Origin of the sequence: Pseudonocardia adelaidensis, assembly GCF_039543345.1 — a bacterium.
Lineage (GTDB): Bacteria > Actinomycetota > Actinomycetes > Mycobacteriales > Pseudonocardiaceae > Pseudonocardia > Pseudonocardia adelaidensis.
The window spans coordinates 55,575-71,082 of record NZ_BAABJO010000003.1 but is presented as its reverse complement, the minus strand read 5'-3'; the positions used below and the strand labels follow the sequence as shown (position 1 = coordinate 71,082).

18 protein-coding genes are annotated in these 15,508 nt (G+C 69.5%); 8 read left to right on the top strand and 10 right to left on the bottom strand.

Features of this window, described 5'->3' with window-relative positions:
* Positions 1-160 precede the first annotated feature (160 nt).
* The gene (locus ABEA81_RS04070) at positions 161-643 is read left to right on the top strand and encodes a pyridoxamine 5'-phosphate oxidase family protein (RefSeq protein WP_345603392.1); all 483 of its coding nucleotides are present in this window, start codon (positions 161-163) and stop codon (positions 641-643) included.
* Positions 644-976: 333 nt separating this feature from the next.
* Here ABEA81_RS04070 and ABEA81_RS04065 read toward each other — a convergent pair whose 3' ends face one another.
* From ABEA81_RS04065 to ABEA81_RS04055, 3 genes are all read right to left on the bottom strand, one after another.
* Positions 977-1,219, bottom strand: a complete 243-nt coding sequence (locus ABEA81_RS04065; RefSeq protein WP_345603391.1) for an SHOCT domain-containing protein — start codon at positions 1,217-1,219, stop codon at positions 977-979.
* A 40-nt stretch (positions 1,220-1,259) separates the two neighbouring features.
* A complete protein-coding gene (locus ABEA81_RS04060; RefSeq protein WP_345603390.1) occupies positions 1,260-1,637 on the bottom strand; it encodes a hypothetical protein in 378 nt (125 codons plus the stop codon).
* A gap of 269 nt (positions 1,638-1,906) precedes the next feature.
* Positions 1,907-2,203, bottom strand: a complete 297-nt coding sequence (locus ABEA81_RS04055; RefSeq protein WP_345603389.1) for a hypothetical protein — start codon at positions 2,201-2,203, stop codon at positions 1,907-1,909.
* Between the two features lie 423 nt (positions 2,204-2,626).
* Between ABEA81_RS04055 and ABEA81_RS04050 the strand changes: the two genes are divergently transcribed.
* Entirely contained in the window at positions 2,627-3,007 is a 381-nt protein-coding gene (locus ABEA81_RS04050) for a hypothetical protein (RefSeq protein WP_345603388.1), read from the top strand.
* A gap of 437 nt (positions 3,008-3,444) precedes the next feature.
* On the opposite strand, the gene ABEA81_RS04045 is transcribed toward ABEA81_RS04050, so the two are convergent.
* From ABEA81_RS04045 to ABEA81_RS04030, 4 genes are all read right to left on the bottom strand, one after another.
* The gene (locus ABEA81_RS04045; protein ID WP_345603387.1) at positions 3,445-4,275 is read right to left on the bottom strand and encodes a polysaccharide deacetylase family protein; all 831 of its coding nucleotides are present in this window, start codon (positions 4,273-4,275) and stop codon (positions 3,445-3,447) included.
* A 259-nt stretch (positions 4,276-4,534) separates the two neighbouring features.
* Entirely contained in the window at positions 4,535-5,368 is an 834-nt protein-coding gene (locus tag ABEA81_RS04040) for an SAM-dependent methyltransferase (RefSeq protein WP_345603386.1), read from the bottom strand.
* Between the two features lie 277 nt (positions 5,369-5,645).
* Entirely contained in the window at positions 5,646-6,584 is a 939-nt protein-coding gene (locus tag ABEA81_RS04035; RefSeq protein ID WP_345603385.1) for an SDR family oxidoreductase, read from the bottom strand.
* 51 nt (positions 6,585-6,635) lie between these two features.
* Entirely contained in the window at positions 6,636-7,268 is a 633-nt protein-coding gene (locus ABEA81_RS04030; protein ID WP_345603384.1) for an NADPH-dependent F420 reductase, read from the bottom strand.
* Positions 7,269-7,557: 289 nt separating this feature from the next.
* On the opposite strand from ABEA81_RS04030, the gene ABEA81_RS04025 reads away from it, so the two are divergent.
* The gene (locus ABEA81_RS04025; protein ID WP_345603383.1) at positions 7,558-8,469 is read left to right on the top strand and encodes a LysR family transcriptional regulator; all 912 of its coding nucleotides are present in this window, start codon (positions 7,558-7,560) and stop codon (positions 8,467-8,469) included.
* A gap of 175 nt (positions 8,470-8,644) precedes the next feature.
* Here the strand turns inward: ABEA81_RS04025 and ABEA81_RS04020 are convergent, their stop codons facing one another.
* Positions 8,645-9,286, bottom strand: coding sequence for a TetR/AcrR family transcriptional regulator (locus tag ABEA81_RS04020; protein ID WP_345603382.1), 642 nt, complete (start codon positions 9,284-9,286; stop codon positions 8,645-8,647).
* Positions 9,287-9,541: 255 nt separating this feature from the next.
* Between ABEA81_RS04020 and ABEA81_RS04015 the strand changes: the two genes are divergently transcribed.
* From ABEA81_RS04015 to ABEA81_RS04000, 4 genes are all read left to right on the top strand, one after another.
* A complete protein-coding gene (locus ABEA81_RS04015) occupies positions 9,542-10,276 on the top strand; it encodes an SDR family NAD(P)-dependent oxidoreductase (protein WP_345603381.1) in 735 nt (244 codons plus the stop codon).
* A 184-nt stretch (positions 10,277-10,460) separates the two neighbouring features.
* Positions 10,461-10,886: a nuclear transport factor 2 family protein gene (locus ABEA81_RS04010; RefSeq protein WP_345603380.1), complete on the top strand. Its 426-nt coding sequence runs from the start codon at positions 10,461-10,463 to the stop codon at positions 10,884-10,886.
* A 215-nt stretch (positions 10,887-11,101) separates the two neighbouring features.
* Positions 11,102-11,725, top strand: coding sequence for an NADPH-dependent F420 reductase (locus tag ABEA81_RS04005; RefSeq protein WP_345603379.1), 624 nt, complete (start codon positions 11,102-11,104; stop codon positions 11,723-11,725).
* Positions 11,726-11,947: 222 nt separating this feature from the next.
* Positions 11,948-12,418, top strand: coding sequence for a hypothetical protein (locus ABEA81_RS04000; RefSeq protein WP_345603378.1), 471 nt, complete (start codon positions 11,948-11,950; stop codon positions 12,416-12,418).
* Here ABEA81_RS04000 and ABEA81_RS03995 read toward each other — a convergent pair.
* The gene (locus tag ABEA81_RS03995) at positions 12,405-13,496 is read right to left on the bottom strand and encodes an amidohydrolase family protein (protein ID WP_345603377.1); all 1,092 of its coding nucleotides are present in this window, start codon (positions 13,494-13,496) and stop codon (positions 12,405-12,407) included. The genes ABEA81_RS04000 and ABEA81_RS03995 overlap by 14 nt on opposite strands.
* 329 nt (positions 13,497-13,825) lie before the next feature.
* Between ABEA81_RS03995 and ABEA81_RS03990 the strand changes: the two genes are divergently transcribed.
* On the top strand, positions 13,826-14,878 hold the full coding sequence (locus ABEA81_RS03990) for a calcium/sodium antiporter (protein WP_345603376.1): 1,053 nt from the start codon (positions 13,826-13,828) through the stop codon (positions 14,876-14,878).
* Here the strand turns inward: ABEA81_RS03990 and ABEA81_RS03985 are convergent.
* Positions 14,836-15,504, bottom strand: a complete 669-nt coding sequence (locus ABEA81_RS03985; RefSeq protein ID WP_345603375.1) for a copper chaperone PCu(A)C — start codon at positions 15,502-15,504, stop codon at positions 14,836-14,838. The genes ABEA81_RS03990 and ABEA81_RS03985 overlap by 43 nt on opposite strands.
* Positions 15,505-15,508 lie beyond the last annotated feature (4 nt).

Genomic DNA, 15,508 nt, shown 5'->3' with positions numbered 1-15,508 from the left:
AGCCCGCGACACGCCCGCAGCCGCGGCTCCCACCTCCGGGCGGAGGGCCCTTCGTCGCGTTCGCGCGGGACCTTCGACGGGCGCCGGACGGCCGGAAGCCGCGATGACAGGGCGCCCCGGTGGCGAGAACCTCGAAACGGTGACCACGAGGAGAAGCCCGATGACCGCATCACCGTCCACGACGCCGTCCGACCACGAGCGTGGGGCCGAGCTGCAGGTCCTCACCACCGACGAGTGCTACCGCCTGCTCGCCACCCGGCAGATCGGCCGCCTCGGCGTGAACGCCGAGCACTACCCCCTGATCATCCCGCTGAACTACGCGGTCGACCGGGACGTGATCGTGATGCGGATGGCTCCCGGCACGAAGCTCAGCGCCGTCCAGCACGCAAACGTCGCCTTCGAGGTCGACGAGATCGACCAACGCACCCGCTCAGGGTGGAGCGTGCTCGTCCGCGGCCTCGCCGAGGAGATCACGCCCGCGCACCGCGAGGAGCTGGTCACCCGCACGGAGGGCACCGGCCTGACGACGTGGGCGCCCGGCGAGCACGGGCACTGGGTGCGGCTCATCCCGCAGGCGATCAGCGGCCGGCGCATCATCCCCGGGCAGCTGCCACCCGCGTTCGAGGCATCGGCATACCTCTGATCGTCCAGGGCCCGGGTCACCCGGCCTTCAGGTAGGTAGTGCTGACGCCCCTCGGACATCCCGACACTCAGGCGCTCGCGTCGAATCCGCGTGGCGGCGGGCTCGCCCCAGGTGCCCCGCGTACCCGTGCGACCTCCCGGCGAACCGCAGCGTCTTTGCGGGTTCAGCGCCGGCGGATCCGGTCGAGCGAGGCCGGAGAGCCGAAGCGGAAGGTGATGACGACGAGCGCGCGGAGCGCGACGGCGACCAGCGCGGCCGCCGGTAGCCGCCGGTAGCCGCCGCCACCGCGACGAGCCGATGGGCTCGAGCTCAGCCATTTCCGGCGCCGGGGATTCAGCGCTTGATCGCCGGGCCGGACCTGCCATGCAGCGTGTCCAGGCGCCCGCGGTACTCCTGCTCGTCGATCTCGCCGCGGGCAAACCGCTCGGCCAACAGATCTTCCGGAGTCGCGCGCACCTCCGGCGAGCGGCCGCCTGCCGACTGCAGGTACCGCACGAGGGCGATCAGCCCGAGAATGATCAATGTCCAGAACAGGACCATCCCGACGGTCATGAGGGCAAAGCCCCACCCGCCCATGCCCGGGCCATACCACCACATCATGTCGATTCCTCTCGAATCACCGGGCCGAGTGCCCGGCGCTGGTGCCGATCAGCCGGGTCCGAACCAGTTCCGCCAACGCCCACGCCACGACGACCGCAACGACGAACGCGGCTAGCAACCCCTCGCTCAACGCGCCCTCCTCGGCGCGGACGAACGTCACGGCCCCGAGCGCGCCGGACGTCACGGCGAAGAAGGCGGCGACCGCTCCCCACGTTCCGCGGAACGCCTCTCGGCCCACGACCGCGGCCGCGGCGAGTCCGAGGACGAGCCCGGTCGCGGCCATCCCGCGCGGGTCCTGGATGAACGGCATGCCGTGCACCAGGTAGCCGATGTACGGGACGACGATCGCGGCAACGAGAAGCGTGGCGACCACGTCCCTCCAACCGATCTTCACGGTCCCCACCTCCGCCACCAAGCGTGCTCGCCGTCGCGTGCTCACGGCACGGCCATCGGTCACGTGCGATAGGCCCGTTGGTCACCGCTCGCGGGATCGGGAGGTGCGTGCACCGGTCCGGTGGACGGGTCCGCATCTGTGGGCGGAACGGACGCCCGGGCGTGACCGGACTCGCGGCGTGGGGCACCGGCGCAGGGCGGCTGCTGATGACGGTCGACGCGGGCCGGGCGCTGCGCTCGTCGTCGCTCACCTCTTGCCTGTAAGACCCTTCATGATGTTGCGCCTTCGATGAGCTGCGGTTGGACGGACGGCCGGCCGCGCAGCAGGGCCAGCGCGATCGCGGGGAAGCACAGGACGGAGACCGGGCCCGCGGCGATCAGAGCCGCGGCGGTGGCCGAGGAAGGGGCGCCGAGCTCCCGCCGGATCGCCACGGCCGCGACGATGAACGGCAGCGACGTGGCCTGCAGGAGGCCCGCGGCCACTGTCCGTCCGGTGCCGAGCCGGCCGCGGTGGAGCACCGCGGGCAGCCCGCGCACCAGCGCCAGCGCGAGCAGGAAGAGTGGCACCTGGAGCAGCGACGCCGACCGAGATGACCTCGGGGACTGTGGGGTGGATGACCAAGCCCGGTGAGCCGGATCCGATGGGCCGCGGCGGGGTGTCGCCGGTGATCGCAGTCCACCAGGCGACGAGTAAGACACCGGCAACGGTGACGACCCTGCGCGCCCCATCGCGCGCCCGCGCGCATCTGCGCCCACGAGCAGCAGTGCGAGCGGACGGCACGGGAACGTTGCGAGTGCAATGAGCTGGCCGATGAGATACATCGGGTCGGCGGCTCGCCGACCGGGGTTGTCTCGCCACTCCACCGGCATCTGGGGCACACCGAGTCGCGATGGCCGCTCGTGGGCCGAGATCGGGGACCCCTCCCCGGAACACGGCGTTCGCTGTTGATTTCACCCGGTCGCCCGCCCCCGAGCCCCAGAGGTCCCGTCATGATCCGCATGCCCGCCGCCTCCCGGACCTCCGCCGCTCGGCGACTGCTCGCCGGCCTTGCGCTGGCCCTCGTCACCACGGTCGGGTGCGTCTCCGAGACGGCGGGGACCCCGCACCCCGCGCCGGCCCCACCGCCACCGTCCGCCGCGGACGACTCCGACCTGGGCGCCTGCCAGGACGGGATCTGCGAGGTGCGCATCGAGGAGTCGCTCGCGATCCCGGTGGACGCCCGCTACGGCGCGGCGAATCTCCGCGGCGAGGCGGTCGGACCGCCCACGGTCATGATGGCGGCAGAGCGGACCCGGGCCAGCCGGGCGAGCAGCGCCTGCACCGACGAGAGCCCGCCCAGTGCCAAATGCGGATCACCGGGCCGGCCGTGATCCAGCTCGACCCGCAGCTCGGGTTGCGCGACGGAATCGCAGGGCCTCGACACCTGCCCGACGACCTACCGCGGCGACGTGGTCGAAAGCGCCCTCGTGTTGGGTGGCGAGCTGTCGTTTCCCCGCGTCTGGGTCCGAGTCGTGGCAGTTGACACGGAGGGCGCGGTACTCCGGATCCATCCGGAAGCGGGATGAGAGGCCGCGCCGCACGCCGTCCGGACTGGGCCGTTCGCCGGCCGTGCGGGAAACGCGTCGATCGTCGAGGAAGGTGACCGTCAGTGCTCCGAGGACGTCGATGGACGCGACCCAGACCTCGTCGAGCAGCCGGCCAACGAATCACGGATCGGGCTCACCCGCGCACGGAGGCGTCGACGATCGCTGACTCGCCGGTGATGAAGTCGATGGCGAGGAGCGCCGTACTCCCCCCAGCACGCCGCTCACTGCTGCGACCCCCCTCGCGCGGGCTCTGCCTCCTCCTTCGCGCCCCGTTGGGCGCGGTAGGCATCGAGGATCTCGTCGCTCGTGGCCAGCCAGACGCCCGCGTGTCCGGCGATGTACTCGAGCGCCTGGTCGAAATACCGGTGACGGAACGGCTGGCTCACGCTGAACGGGTGCACGCACAGGGCCATCACCCGCCCCGACTCGGCGGAGTCCTCGTAGAGCTGGTCGAGCTGGTCTCGGACCGCCTGGAGGAACTCCGGCCCGGTATAGCTCTTGGTCACGAAGAGCGTGACGTCGTTCAACTCGATCGAGTACGGCACGCTGTACATACCGGGCACGGCCAGTTCATAGGGCTGCTCGTCGTTCGTCCAGTCCAGTGTGTACTGCAAGCCCAGCTCGGCCAGGAGGGACGGCGTCTCGAACGTCTCGGTGAGGGCGGGGCCGAGCCAACCTCGCGGGCGCCGGCCCGTCGCCGCCTCGATCGTGTCGACGACCTCCGTCAGGTACGCCCGCTCCTCCTCCTGCGTCATGCCGGCCTGCAGGGTGGAATTGTCCCGACCGTGGGCAACCCACGCCCAGTCGCGGTCCAGGCCGGCCTGCACGATCTGTGGGTAACGGCTGAACACACCAGAGTTGACGAGAGCGGTCGCCCGCACGCCGTGACGGTCCAGGCTCTGGAGCATCCGCCAGATGCCGACGCGAGGGCCGTAGTCGCGCCAGCCGTAGTTCAGCGGGTCCGGCGCCAGGGCGGCCGTGCCCCCGAAGATGCTCGTGGACGGCTTGTCGACCTGGTAGTGCTCGATGTTCAGGCCGAGGTAGAAGGCCACACGGGCCCCTCCGGGCCATCTGATCGGAGAACGATCCACGATCGGGCTGTACGCGAAGAGCTGGTTGTCCATCCCGGAGGACTCCTATCCGTAGGGCGCAGACCGGAACGCAACCCCCGTTGCCGGTCCATTCTGCAAAATGATTACCGGGCTTGGATCCAGCCTCTCCGTCGCCCAGGGTGATTCATTCTGGGACAGGTGGTCGACGGTGCTCCCGATCACGCGAGTGCTGCGCCGGGAGGCTGGACCGCTCACGGCCTCAGGGCTTCCGGGCGACGCCTCCGTAGGCGTCGACCTGCAGCGAAGACCGGGCGGCGATGTCGTTCTCGTTCGGCCTCCACCGGGACAGCTGCACGACGCCCGGTTCGACGAGTTCGAGGCCGGTGAAGACCTGCTCGATCTCCTCGATGGTGCGCAGCGTGTACGGGTGGCCCATCTCCGCCTGCAGATGGTGTGATTCGCGGATCGCGTCGCTGGTGTCGGTGCCGTCCCAGAAGGTCAGGTAGCTACCGGCGGGTACGGCCGCCATGGTCCGGTCGACGATGGACCGTAGCTCGTCGAAGGGGGGAAGGTAACCGAAAACGCCCATGAACATGACCGAGATCGGCTGGGTGAAGTCCAGCGTCTGGCTCGCTCGGGCGATGACCGCGTCGGTGTCCCGGTAGTCCTCGCCCACGAATGCGGACGCTCCCTGCGGGCTGCTGACCATCAGCGCCCTCTGGTGGGCCAGCACCACCGGGTCGTTGTCGACGTAGACGACCTTCGCGTCCGGAGCCACGGACTGGGCGACGGTGTGGGTGTTGTTGCCGAGCGGATCGGGCAGGCCGCCACCGAGGTCGAGGAACTGGCGAATGCCGACCTCCTCGGTCAGGTAGCGGACGCTGCGGATGAGGAACCGCCGGGACTGGGTCGCCATCGTGCGGATCCCGGGATAGATGTCTGCGACGGCGTCGCCGACCGTCTGGTCCGGCTCGTAGTTGTCCTTCCCACCCAACCAGTAGTTCCAGACCCGGGCGGGCGACGGCCGGCGGAAGTAGTCGTCGGGAAGTTGCTGCTCGGCTTGGGACCAGTCCGGCGCAGAGCCATCGGGCACGAAGCCTCCTTGGTGACACCGAGTGAGTTCGCGCGCACTATACCGAGCCGATCAGGTGAAGACATGCGCATGGCACCTCGGTCGGGTTTCCGCGCTCCTCGGCAATCGTGTCCGAGGGGTGGGATCGGCCGAGCCGCCGAGCCGCCGAGCCGGTCAGACCGACCACCGCAGCCACGAGGAGCAGAACGTCGGCATCGCCGGCTACGTCCGCCGACGCAACACGCGAGCCCAGCCGCGGCGCGGGGCGAACGCGGCAATGGTTGTCGAGTCCCTGCCGTCAGCCGGCGGAGAAGTAGTGGCCATTGTCCAGATCGGCGAGCAGGCCGGGCTGACTGGGTTCCCAGCCGAGGGTCCGGCGGGTGATGAGGTTGGACGCCGGGTAGTTCTGCGTGACGATGTTCGCGAGGAAGCCGAAGTATCCCGGCACCATCAGTACGTCTGCGGGAACGCTCACGGCGGGCAGGCCCAGACGGCTGCCAATGGCCTCGGCGATCTCACGCAGCGGGATGGCCTCGTCCCCGACCGCGTGCCAATATCTGCCAGCCGGCCCCTTCTCCAGCGCCAAGCGGAACAAGGCGGCGACATCGCGGATGTGCACGGCGTTCCACAGGTTCGCGCCGTCTCCGGGGTAGCCGACGAAGCCCTTCTCCTTCGCGAGCGCGATCAGCTGCACGAGGAAGCCGGCACGATCGGTCGTGCTGTGCGCGATGTTGGCAATACGCACGACCGAAGACCGCACTCCCCGCTCAGCGAGGCCGACTACGGCGGTTTCCACGACGTTGCGAACCCGCAGGGTGCCCTTGTACTCATCGCCGCCGGGAAGGGCCGGATCCTCCTCGGTGGCCGGCCGGCCCAGGTGCTGCCCGGGCGAGCCAATGCTCCCCGCCGCGACCAGCGGCTTTCCGGTTCCGGCCAGTGCCTCGCCGTACGCGAGCATGATCGGGAGCTCCGCGGCGGCCACGGCGTCGATCCCGCCGGAGGGAAGCAGGTCCTGCCTGTGCGCGACGTGGATGACGCCGTCGGAGTCCGCGGCCGCCTCCTTGAGCCCGTCGAGATCCTCGAGATCGCCGCGACGCACCTTCGCGCCGAGCGCGGACACCGCCGCCGCGGCCGTGTCCGACCGGGCCAGGCCGGTGACCTCGTGTCCGGCGGCGATGAGCTCGGGGATGATGTACGAACCGGAATGGCCGGTCCCGCCAGTGACGAAAACGCGCATGCTCTGCTCCTTGTGAGCGACGTGGCGGGAGAAGTGGTGGTGCCGGTGTGCTCAGCTGAGAATGCTGACGCCGAGGAAGAAGTTGGTGTGCTTGACGGAGTGGGCGACGAGGCCCAGCTGCAACAGGGCGACGTTCTCCAGTGTCCGCGCCATTGCCAGCTGCCCGGTGTCCATCGCGCGCAGTCCCAGGCTCTCGATGAACGCCGACACGCGTGTCTTTGCCTCCGCGTCGTCGCCGGCGATGAACACGTCCAATAGGCGACCCTCGGCTGGGCCGGCCGCCAGAACATGGGAGAACAGGGTGTTGAACGCCTTGACGACATGCGCGCCGGCGGGGGCGGCCTTGGCGATCTCCTGCGCGCCGGAACTGCCGTCGGGGGTGACAAAGCCCTGGAAATCGGGCGAGACGGGATTGGTGAGGTCGATGATGACCTTGCCCCGCAGTGCGTCCCCGTACCCGCTCACCACCGCCGCCACGCTGGCGTACGGCACGGCGAGGACAACGATGTCCCCGGTCGGGGCGGCGCCGGCCGTCCCGACAGTGGCGCCGCCGAGGGCGGCGGCCAGTTCCTTGGCCTTGGCCGGGTCGCGGCCGATGATCTCGACGGCGTTGCCGCCGGCGAGCGCCCGGTCGGCCAGCGCGCTGGCCATGTTCCCCAGGCCTATGATGCTGATGCTGCTCATTGGTGTGTCTGCTTCCTGGACCTGGAGCTGGATGGGACGTCATGCCGCGGCCCGTCGTTGTGAACGGTTCCGTCGCCGACGCCGTCGAATGACTCGATCGACGGCAGTCAATTCCTGATGTGCGCATTCTGGGCCGGGCCCTGCTATCGAGTTCCGATGTCGGATTCTCCTGCCGAATTCGCTCCGGCCCCATCAGTTACCCCTTGAGGGTGTCATTGGCCTGAGCGGTTGTCCAAGACTTCTTCCGGCCGTGGTGATACCCTGGAGATATCACCGGGCGGGAGGTGCCATGGATCTGGACCTGCGCAAACTGCGCTACTTCGTCGCAGTGGCCGACCGGTTGCACTTCGGCCGCGCCGCCGATCAGCTGCACATCGCGCAGCCGGTGCTCAGTCGGCAGATCCGCGCGCTGGAGCAGGATCTCGGCGCCTCGCTGTTCACCAGGGATCGCCACGGCGTGGCGCTGACCGACGCGGGCCGACAACTGCTGGCCGACGCCGGTCCGCTGCTGGCCTCCGCGCACGCGGTCCGGCGCCGCGTGTCCGTGGCCGCCCGCGGCAGCCGGCGGCTGGTGGTCGGATTCCGGGCCGGCATCCCGGTCATCCCGGCGGCGCAGGCGTTCGAGGCCCGGCATCCGGACGTGGTCGTGGATGTGCAGCGGATGGAATGGGACGACCAGGCCCTGATGCTGCTGGACGGCCGCGTCGACGTCGGCTATGTGCGGCTGCCCATCGACGAGACCGGACTGCGCCTGGCTCCCCTCTACACCGAGCCGCTCATGGTGGTGCTGCCCGCCGGTCACCGGCTGGCCGGCAAGGAGGAGGTCACCGAGGCCGACCTGGCCGGTGAGCCGCTGGTCTGGCATGCCGACCCGAGCACGCAGCCCACCAGGCGCCCGCACCCCGACTCCGGACACCGGGTGCGCGGGGTGGAGGAGAAGCTCGAGCACGTCGCGGCCGGCCGGGGCATCTCGTTCGTGGGGCGTTCGGAGACCGTGTTCTACTCACGTCCGGACATCAGCTACGTGCCCATCCCGGATCTGGCGCCCGATCAGGTGTGCCTCGCGGTGGCGGCATCGCGCACCTCGCCACTGGTCGATGACTTCTTCACCACGGCTCAGGCGACGGCCGAGATCACGGCAGAATGCGGGAACTATGAAATGTGGCAGCTTGGTGGCGATGCCGTTACAAAGCTCGGTTGAGCAGTCCGGCTGACACCAGCGTGCCAACAGAGGCACGCGGCCACAGCAATGGCGAAGGTACGGATGGCCGCGGCCAGATCTCGCGACCCGCTCTCCAGCCCGAGTCCCGGCAGCTACCGCGCCGGCCGCGCCGAACTCGACGTCGTCTTCCGGCCGACGAGGCGTGATCGGGCCGTCATCGGCCTCCCACCGGAACGGGAGCAGACCTGGTAGTTCCGCGGTCATCGCTGGGCTGCCGAGGAGATGACGCGGGGATGGCGTTGTCGATGAGGACGGCGGCGATGGCGGCGGCGGTGGAGAAGGATTCGCGGTTGAGGACTCGGGTGCGAGCCGAGGCCCCGTCGATGAGCAGCGCCAGTTGTTCGCCGAGTTGTTCGGGGTTGGTGGCGCCGGCTTCGCGGGCGGTCTCGGTGAGCCGCGCGGCGATGGCGGTCTTGTAGTCGCGTGCGTACCGGGATGCGGGGTGCTGGGGATCGTGGAGTTCGACGGCCGCCGCGAGGTAGGGGCACAGGGGCGTGGACGCGGGTATCTCGAAGGCGGCGAGGAGTCGTTCGCGGGGTGTGAGGTCGGTGCGGTCGAACACTCCGGGCATGACGTCGGGATCGAATCGGCGCAAGTATTCGGCGACGAGTTCGTCCTTGCTGGTGAAGTGCTGGTAGGCCGTGCGCTTGGACACCTGGGCCACGGCGCAGAGTTGGTCCATGCCGGTGCGGTTGATGCCCTGATCGCGGAACAACTGCTGTGACGCGCTGAGGATGCGCTCGCGTGCGCCCCTGCCGCGGCGCCGGCCCAGCGGACCCTTCTCCAACTCCGTCATGCCTCCAGCATAGACCGTTCGGTACTGACCGGTCTACATAGCTTGGCTTCGCGCTGGTCATCCGCACATCTCGCGAGGCGAGGGTGACCCGGTGATCGTCGGCGCGCCATGGCGCGCCGGGCGCGCGGCGGCGGTTCGGTACCGACCGGTGTACGTAGCTTGCGCTCAGACCAGCCATCGGCTACGTTACGTACACAGTCTGGTGTATATAAGAGCCGAACTGTTTCGGACACCCATCAATTCAACGGAGTGATCGTGGGAAAGCTCGATGGCAAGGTAGCGGTGATCACCGGCGCTTCCACCGGCATGGCACTGGCCGGCGCCAAACTGTTCGTCGAGGAAGGAGCGCACGTCTTCATCCAGGCCCGGCGGCAGGAAGCACTGGACGACGCCGTCAAGCTGATCGGCCGCAACGTCACCGCCGTCCAGGGTGACGCGGCCGAGCTGGACGACCTGGACCGCTTGTACGACACGGTCGAGCGGGAAAAGGGCTCCATCGACGTGCTGTGGGCCAGCGCCGGGATGGGCGAACCCGCCGTCCTCGGCGAGATCACCGACGAACAGTTCCACCGCGCCTTCTGGCTCAACGCGCGCGGCACCCTGTTCACCGTGCAGAAGGCACTGCCGCTGATCAACGACAACGGCTCGATCTTCATGACCGGATCCAACGCCTCCCTCGGCGCCTTCCCCGGCTGGAGCCTCTACGCGGGAAGCAAAGCCGTCCAGCAGGCGTGGGCCCGCGTCTGGCTCAACGAACTGCGCGACCGCAAGATCCGGGTCAACGTCCTGACCCCCGGCCAGGTCGCCACCGCCAAACAGGAAGAACTGTTCGACGAGGCAACCAAGGCCGCATTCGAGTCCCTCATCCCCCGCGGAAAGATGGGCCGGCCCGAAGAAATCGCCACCGTCGCCCTGTTCCTCGCCTCCGACGACTCCAGCTACGTCAACGGCCTGGAACTGGTCACCGACGGCGGCACCACCGCCATCTGAGCCACACCAGGAATGCCGCGGGCACACCCCACAACAACGCAGTCGCCACGACGAACTGGTCTCGAACGCGGACATCCGCAACACGCCGAAGTGTTGTGCGGGCGCCGAATTCGCGTGCTGTCGATGATTCGTCGACCCCGGTCGGTGTCTAGGTGAAGCAGTGACCGACCAACGAGGAGTAGCCATGACCACGTTCGCCCAGCACCGCACCACCGTCGAGTCCTTCGTCGACTGCATGCACGGCGGCGCGGACAAGGACGCTCTCGCCCGGGTCCTCGCCGAGAACGTGGTGCTGATCAGCCCGCTCAGCGATGAGCCGCTCACCGGCCGCGAGGCCGTCACGGCAGCCATCCAGGGCGTCTCCACGGTGGCGGCGGACCTCACCTACGAGGAGGTCCTCAGCGGCGAGGACCACCACGCCGCATTCTTCCGGCTGCAGATCGAAGACACGGCGATCGACGGGATGGACTACATCCTGCTCGACGCGGACGGCAAGATTGCCGAGGTGACCATATTCTGGCGCCCGTTGCCGTCCGCCGTCGAGATGCAGGGTCACCTCGCGCCTCTCGTCGGCATGCAGCCCTGGGAACTGCGCACCAAGGGAGAGTAACGATCACGGGATGCCCTCGTCCCATGTCCCTGACCTGACCCCTTCTTCTTGGAATGGCGGCGGGTTCACGCATCCCGATCTACCGGCGGAAGGCGAGCCGGAGGTGCCGGGAAAGCACGGCAGTTGACCCAGAAACGTCGCGGCCGAGGCCCTGCGCCGGACCCGGCGCGAACGAGACGGCGCGACATCTCGAGAACAGGAAGAGAGCACACCTCATGAGCAGCATCACCCTCATCGGTACGGGGAACATGGCCCGTACCATCGGCACGCTCGCGGTGGCGGGCGGCAACGCCGTCGAGGTCATGGGACGCGATCAGTCCAAGGCCGATGACCTGGCCAAGGCTCTGGGCGGCGACGCGACGACGGGCAAGTGGGGCGCCGTCCCGGCCGGGGACATCGTCATCGCGGCCCTGTTGTACGACGGTGTCGTTCCGGTCGTCGCCGAGTACGGAGACGCCCTCGCGGGCAAGGTCATCGTCGACATCAGCAACCCCTTCAACGCCACGTTCGACGGACTGGCCCACAGCGAGGAGACCTCGATCGCGCAGGAAGTCGCCAAGGTGGCCCCGGCCGGCGCCAGCGTGGTGAAGGCATTCAACACCATCTTCCGCAATGTACTGGAGAAGGGCCGGCCCAACGTCTTCGTCGCTGGCGACAATGCGCAGGCCAAGGCGGGCGTGGCGGCATTCATCGAGAGCCTCGGGCTCCGCCCGCTGGACGTCGGCGGCCTGAAAATGGCGCACTGGCTGGAAGGAGTGGGCGTGATCACGGTGGGCCTCGCCGGCAACGGGGTCGGCCACTGGGACTTCGCCCTCGGCGTCAACGAATTCACCGGCTGAGCACCCGGGGCCGAGCAGTCGGCGAACAGGGCGCCGGGCGCCCTGACAATGTCGGACCCGCCGTCAGCGGCGCCCCGGCCCTCCTCCCGACTCCACGGATCGCGACAAGCAACGCTGTGTCCCGGCGCTACGCGTCGACGTTCGCACGAGCAGGACGTCGCCCGGTTCCGGGCCTGGTCGGAGGAGATCACCCGCCCGGTCGGCAACCACGGCGGCGATCCGGTGAGCCGGGAGCAGGTGCAGGAAGAGTTCACCGGCTACCTCGGCAGGCTCCTGGACCGGTGGGACGGGCAGGTCGACTCCAGCGTGCTGTCCCGGATCGCCGCCGCCGAACGGGCCGGCGATCTGACCCGCGGGAGTGCGTCCGGTTCGTCGCGGAGCTCCTGGTGGCCGGCAACACCACCCACGACGCACCACCTCGCCAGCAGCGTCACGTTGCTCGCTGGCCGAGCGGAGCTGTGGGACCGGCTGCGAGCCGAGCGCGTGCTGGTCAGGTCGTGGGTCGAGGAGTCGTGGCGGCTGGAGGCGCCGATCCAGGGCTTCTACCGGCTGGCCACGGCCGACACCGAGATCGGCGGCGTGGCCCTACGGGGCGAGCTTCATCAACCACGGCCCGGTGAGCGTGCCGGCGCGCCTGGAGTTCCGCGCGCCGCCCCGCGGTCGACGCCGCGGCAAGCGCCTACGGCCGGGTGATCCGGGCCGCTCCGGTCCGAGCCGCCCCGACGTCCAGCGCGAAGACCCGCTCGGCGTTCGTCTGGAAGAACTGGCGCTTCTCGTCCGGTGACAGCGGCAGCGCGTCCTGGTCGCGGACCTCGTCGAGCTCGTACTGGTAGGGGTAGTCCATCGCGTACATGACGTGGTCAGGCCCCAGCACGTCCCGGCAGAACAGGATCGCAGGCGCCCACGGCATCCCGCTGGTGGTGACCCAGACGTTCTCCCGCAGGTAGTCGCTCGGCCGGCGGGCCAGCGGCCGCATCGTCTCGTACCGCCCGGCGCGCACTCCGGCGGCGTGCATGTAGTCGAGCCGGTACAGCCAGAAGGGCAGTGCCTCGCCGAGGTGACCCACGACGAGCTTGAGCCGGGGGAACCGGTCGAAGACCCCGGCGATCACGAGTCGTAGCAGGTGGAGCCCCGTCTCGACGGAGAAGCCGTAGATCGCACCCTCCAACCCCACGTCCAGGAACGGCTGGATCATGCCGCGCGACGGCGTGTTCGGATGCAGGTAGACCGGGGTGTCCAGGGCTTCCGCCGCCTCGAAGATCGGCCAGTACTTCGGGTCGTCGAGGTACTCGCCGTTCGTGTGCGAGTTGAGGATCACGCCCTTGAAGCCCAAGTCGTGGCCACGGCCGACCTCCTTCGCCGCGGCCTCGGGGTCCTGCGGCGCCACCGCGGTCAGGCCGGTGAAGCGGTCGGGACGCGCCCGGCACGCGTCCGCCAGTCGATCGTTCGCCAGCGTCGCCATCGCCACGGCGGTGTCCCGGTCGAACGCCTGCGTACCCGGCGCGGTGAGCGAGAGGACCTGGTGATCGATGCCGGCTCTGTCCATGTCGGCCACGCGCTCGTCGCCCAGGTCGACCAGCCTCCGCCGGATCGACGCGGGCCGCTCGCTGCTGCTGAGCGCGTAGAACCCGCCCCACATGCTCAGGAAGCCGGGATCGCTGTTCGTGCCCTGCTCGGCCATGTCCCGCCACCGCGAGAGCAGCTCCGGGATGACGAACGCCTCCTCGGTGGCGATGCGCAGGTAGCCGCCGTCCGGATTGCTCTCTTCCACATGTCCTCCCGGGAAATCCGACCGGCGGCCCGGCAGCCCGAGGGCTACGGCGACCGCGAGTTCACGCTACGAGGAGATTCCACCCAGCAACAAGGCTGCCCAAGGAAGTTCCCTATAGAAGAATCAGCGACCCGGCAGTACCACCGCGTCGCCATGACCCGTCGACGGTCCAGCGGATCGTCGAGGACCCGTCCGCATCCCGCGCCCCGCTGCCCACTGGGATCCTGCGCGGTCGTGGCGCCGTGGCGGATCCCGGAGATGCCGGACAGCGGGGTTGTCGTGACCGCGGTCGATGACATGCTCGCGGCGCGCCTCGCCGTGATGACGAGATGGCCGGCCGGCGTCCGGCCGCTGACACGATCGAGCTGGTCGCGTCGGGAGGTTCCGGGCCCGACCGGCGGGAGGGCAGTGCTGTGAACCCGGTGCTCGCGTTGCTCCTCGGACTCGCAGCCCTGGTGGTCGGCGCCGAGATGGTGGTGCGTGAAGGATCCGCCCTCGCGGGCAGGTTCAACGTCAGCCCGCTCGTGGTGGGCATGACGATCGTCTCGCTCGGCACCAGCCTCCCCGAGCTGGCCATCGGCCTCAACGCCGCTCGACAGGGCAACGCCGGCCTGGCGGTCGGGAACATCGTGGGCACCAACCTGGTCAACATCCTGCTGATACTGGGCCTGAGCGCGCTCATCCGGCCGATCGCGTTCGAGGCCAGGACCGTGCGGCTGGACCTTCCGGCGATGACCGGCGCGGCGCTGCTGCTCTTCGTCCTGGCCGTCGACGGCGGTCTCGACACCGTCGACGGTGTCTGGTTGTGCCTGTACGGCGCCGGGTACCTGGCGCTGCTGGCCGTGCTCGCCCGCCGCGAGTCGCGACGCCCGGCCGTCCCCGCCGCCGGCGCCGACACCACCGATGCTCCGGTCCGGGACCGTCCGGTCGCGGTCCGGGCGCTGCTGCTCGTCCTCGGCCTCGCCGTCGTCGTCGTCGGATCGGAGTACCTGGTCGACGGGGCGGTGGAGATCGCTCGCGACCTCGGTGCCAGTGACGCGGTGATCGGCCTGACCATCGTGGCCGTCGGCACGTCGGCGCCGGAGCTCGTCACCACCATGGTCGCCACCGCGCGGGGCGACAGATCCATCGCCCTGGGGAACCTGATCGGCTCCAGCGTGTTCAACATCGCCCTCATCCTCGGGCCCACCGTGCTGGTCACGCCGGGGCCGGTGCCGGTGCCCGAGGACGTGCTGGCGCTGGACCTCGTCCTCATGGTGGCCGCCGCGGTCGTGTGCGTGCCCGTCTTCATCACCCGCCGACGACTGGGTCGGTTCGAGGGAGCGGTGTTCCTGACGACCTATGTCGCGTACATGGTCTGGCTGCTCGGCACCCGGCTGTGAGCCGGTCGGAGCGAGTCGCGCCGGGTCGGTACCAGGACGCAGCTCGACCGGCGGCACTCGGTGAGCGACTGCATGCCCGGGCCGACGAGTCGGGCAGGCTCCAGGTACTTGTCCGGTCGGACGTCGGTGTAGGTGCGGACCGGCACCTCGAGGGTCACCGAGCCGGCGTCGCGGAACTCGAAGGTGACCGGGATGCTGACGCCGCTGCGCAGCGGCTCTCGCAGTCCGGACAGCTCCAGGTGCGGTCCGGTCACCTCGCTGAGGACCGCGACCGAACCGGGGGGCACGGGCACGTCCACGCGAGGAACCGGCGAGGCATCGCCGTTCCGGAGGACGACCTGCTCGGCGAGATCCGCCCTGGTCCCGGTGAGCGCGTCCTCGGCCTTGCCATTGTTCGCGATGGTGAGGAGGAGTGCGGCGCTGTCTCCGGACATGTGCATGCTGCCTCGTCCACCGTGGGATGCGACGGCCACGCCGAGCAGCTGGAGCTGGCCCACCTGCCCGTCGACGCCGTCGAGCTCGATCCCGGCCCGTTCGGGGCTCGGTGAGCCTGCCTGCCCCGAGTCGCAGCCGGCGAGCACCAGCAGCGTGAGCATGATCGTCCCAACGACTCCGGTGCGGTTCATCTCG

Coding starts and splice junctions, on each gene's coding strand:
- ABEA81_RS04030 (WP_345603384.1), bottom strand. CDS start 7,268: ATGAGCAGCATCAGCATCATAGGCCTGGGGAACATGGCCAGCGCGCTG.
- ABEA81_RS03990 (WP_345603376.1), top strand. CDS start 13,826: ATGGCCGGCCGGCGTCCGGCCGCTGACACGATCGAGCTGGTCGCGTCG.
- ABEA81_RS04010 (WP_345603380.1), top strand. CDS start 10,461: ATGACCACGTTCGCCCAGCACCGCACCACCGTCGAGTCCTTCGTCGAC.
- ABEA81_RS04020 (WP_345603382.1), bottom strand. CDS start 9,286: ATGACGGAGTTGGAGAAGGGTCCGCTGGGCCGGCGCCGCGGCAGGGGC.
- ABEA81_RS04070 (WP_345603392.1), top strand. CDS start 161: ATGACCGCATCACCGTCCACGACGCCGTCCGACCACGAGCGTGGGGCC.
- ABEA81_RS04025 (WP_345603383.1), top strand. CDS start 7,558: ATGGATCTGGACCTGCGCAAACTGCGCTACTTCGTCGCAGTGGCCGAC.
- ABEA81_RS04050 (WP_345603388.1), top strand. CDS start 2,627: ATGATCCGCATGCCCGCCGCCTCCCGGACCTCCGCCGCTCGGCGACTG.
- ABEA81_RS03985 (WP_345603375.1), bottom strand. CDS start 15,504: ATGAACCGCACCGGAGTCGTTGGGACGATCATGCTCACGCTGCTGGTG.
- ABEA81_RS04035 (WP_345603385.1), bottom strand. CDS start 6,584: ATGCGCGTTTTCGTCACTGGCGGGACCGGCCATTCCGGTTCGTACATC.
- ABEA81_RS04065 (WP_345603391.1), bottom strand. CDS start 1,219: ATGGGCGGGTGGGGCTTTGCCCTCATGACCGTCGGGATGGTCCTGTTC.
- ABEA81_RS04005 (WP_345603379.1), top strand. CDS start 11,102: ATGAGCAGCATCACCCTCATCGGTACGGGGAACATGGCCCGTACCATC.